Here is a 2,715-nt window from a genome sequence, read left to right on the forward strand (position 1 = left end):
CGCTGAAGCTGACGGGATCGGAAGGGTTCGGCGCGAACGCATCGCGGCTGACGGCCGCTTTGTCGTCGACGGGTTCTGTCCTCGATCTCGGCACGCGAGGACTGCTGCCGGCGGACGTCGATATCAATGCGACGCTGGTTGCGGGCAGCAACAAGATCCAGGTCGACAGATTGCTGCTGAAGACCGGCCGCTCGACATTCGATTTCGCCGGGTCGATCGGGCCGAAGCCGGCAAGCGGAGCGGTGGGTGAAGAACCCTCCTATCGCTACGACCTGACCAGCGACGGATCGTCGCTTGCGCCTTCGGAGTCGCCCGAGCCGGCGCTCACCTTCCTCGCCCGGATTGCCGGCGTCTACAATACGGTGAGCCACAAATTGGTCGCCGAGCAGATCGCGCTCCGGTCCGCCGGCTCCGGCGAGATGCTTGGCACCGCCGCCGTGGCGTTCGTCGACGGCAAAGTGCCGGGGATCAATCTGGCGTTCAACATCCACGACATGCAGGTCTCTCACGTCAAGCAGCTGTGGCCGTGGTTTTCGGCGCGCAATGCCCGGCTCTGGGTGCTGGCCAATCTGTTCGGCGGCCGTGTCGTCGACGCCAACCTTCAGTTCCAGGTGGTGCCGGGCCGCCTGGGCAACGGCGTGCCGCTTTCGGCCGATGAGGTGTTCGGCCGCTTCCAGATCGAGGGATCGCGCTTCGACACCGCCGGCCGCATTCCGCCGATACGCGACGCGGTCGGCGTCGTCGGTTTCCACGGCAACGATGTCGATATCTCGCTCTCCTCGGGCACCGTCTACATGCCCAGCGGCCGCACCGTGGCGGCCAGCAACGGCACGCTGACGGTCAAGGCGGCCAACCGCCCGCCGGTCGTCGGCGCGCTCGATATCGACGTCGACGGCGAAGCATCCGCCGTCGCCGAACTCGCATCCTACGAGCCGATCAACGCCATGCGCCATGTCGGCATCCTGCCGGAAGACCTGTCGGGCAGTGTCACCGGCCACGTCAAGGCGGATATTCCGCTGCAGTCCGGTGTCGACTCCTCGAAGCTCGATTGGCTGGTATCGCTCGACTACAGCGGCATGTCGTTGGCCAAGCCCTTCGAGGGCCAGATCGTGACGGATGCCGACGGTTCGATCACGGTCGATCCGGAGAAGGCGGTGATCTCCGCCAAGGCATTGCTGAACGGCATTCCGGCCGAACTCGATCTGGTCGAGCCGCTCAGGGATGACGGGCCGGCGCGCAGCCGCAAGGTGGCTCTGGTGCTTGACGACAAGATCCGCGCCGCCGCCATGCCCGGCCTGAAGCCGCTGCTTGCCGGAACGGTGAAGGTGGCGATCGACAAGAACGGCGGCGGCGACCAGAACGTCTCGGCCGATCTGACCAACGCCAGGCTGGACATTCCCTGGGCCGGCTGGAGCAAGGGGGCAGGAGTTCCTGCCAATGTCACTTTCGTCATGACCAAGTCCGGCGACACCACGACGCTGTCCGATTTCGACCTTGACGGAAAGACGTTCTCCGTCGACGGCAGCATCGTGCTGGTCAATGGCGCCTTGTCGTCGGCGCGGTTCAGCAAGGTCACCTTGAACAGGGGCGACGACGTTGCCGTGTCGGTGAAGCGGTCCGGCAAGGGCTATGCGGTCGACATATCGGGCAACGCGCTCGATGCCCGCTCGCTGATCAAGCAGTTCACCTCGGACGTCGACACGGCTACCAAAACCACCGGTTCCGATGCCATTTCCGTCAGCGCCGATGTCGATCAACTGACCGGTTTCCATGACGAGCAACTGTCCAATTTGAAGCTCGACTACAGTGCTGCCGGTTCGCGAGTGAACGGGCTGAAGGTCAGCGCCAGGGCAAGTTCGGGCGCCGCCATATCGATCAGCAACACCACCGGTGCCGGCCGGCGCGCGCTCAACATGCAGTCCGCGGACGCCGGCGCCATTCTGAGATTCCTCAACATCTACGAACATATGGAAGGCGGCGTGATCACGCTCGCACTGGCCGGGCCGAGCGATGGATCGCTCAAGGGCAAGGTCGACACCAGCAACTTTTTTGTCGTCAACGAACCGAAGCTGGCCTCCATCGTGTCGACCACGCCGGCCGGTGACAACCGCAGCCTCAATCAGGCGGTCAAAGGCAAGCTGGATACGTCGCGGGTGAAGTTCGAACGCGGCTACGCCGAGATCGACAAGGGCAGCGGCTATCTGAAACTGGCCAATGGCGTGCTGCGTGGACCGCGCATCGGCACGACGTTCCAGGGCACGCTCTACGATCAGGACAACAACATGGACATGACCGGCACATTCATGCCGGTCTATGGCCTCAACCGCATCTTCGGCGAATTGCCCATCGTTGGCGCGCTGCTCGGCAATGGCCGTGACCGTGGCCTGATCGGCGTCACCTATCGGCTCAAAGGCAATGCCAACAAGCCGCTGCTGGACATCAATCCGCTGTCGGTGATCGCGCCCGGAATATTCAGGTCGATTTTTGAGTATCGGTGACCGAGCTCAAGCCGGCCGTACCAGGATGTGTTTTTTCTTTCCCAGAGAAAGCTTTACGACGTTTTCCGGACTCAAATCCTGAGGGGTCACCAGCCGGCGCTCGTCGCTCACCGGATCGTCGTTCAGGCGCACGGCACCGCCCTGCACATGCCGCCGCGCTTCGCCGTTCGATGCCGCCAGTCCGGCGGTGACCAGCAGCGACAGGATGCCGACGCCG

At 63.8% G+C, this 2,715-nt stretch carries 2 protein-coding genes; one reads left to right on the forward strand and one right to left on the reverse strand.

Annotated elements, in window-relative coordinates; translation table 11 throughout:
* Positions 1–2,498: DUF3971 domain-containing protein (locus EOD15_RS32275; RefSeq protein ID WP_127409206.1), on the forward strand; the 2,498-nt coding region annotated here is incomplete at its 5' end.
* 6 nt (positions 2,499–2,504) lie between these two features.
* Here the strand turns inward: EOD15_RS32275 and EOD15_RS32280 are convergent.
* Positions 2,505–2,715, reverse strand: a 211-nt coding sequence (locus EOD15_RS32280) for a S4 domain-containing protein (protein ID WP_281035592.1), incomplete at its 5' end; no start/stop codon positions are given.

The organism is Mesorhizobium sp. M7A.T.Ca.US.000.02.2.1 (assembly GCF_003996995.1).
Lineage (GTDB): Bacteria > Pseudomonadota > Alphaproteobacteria > Rhizobiales > Rhizobiaceae > Mesorhizobium.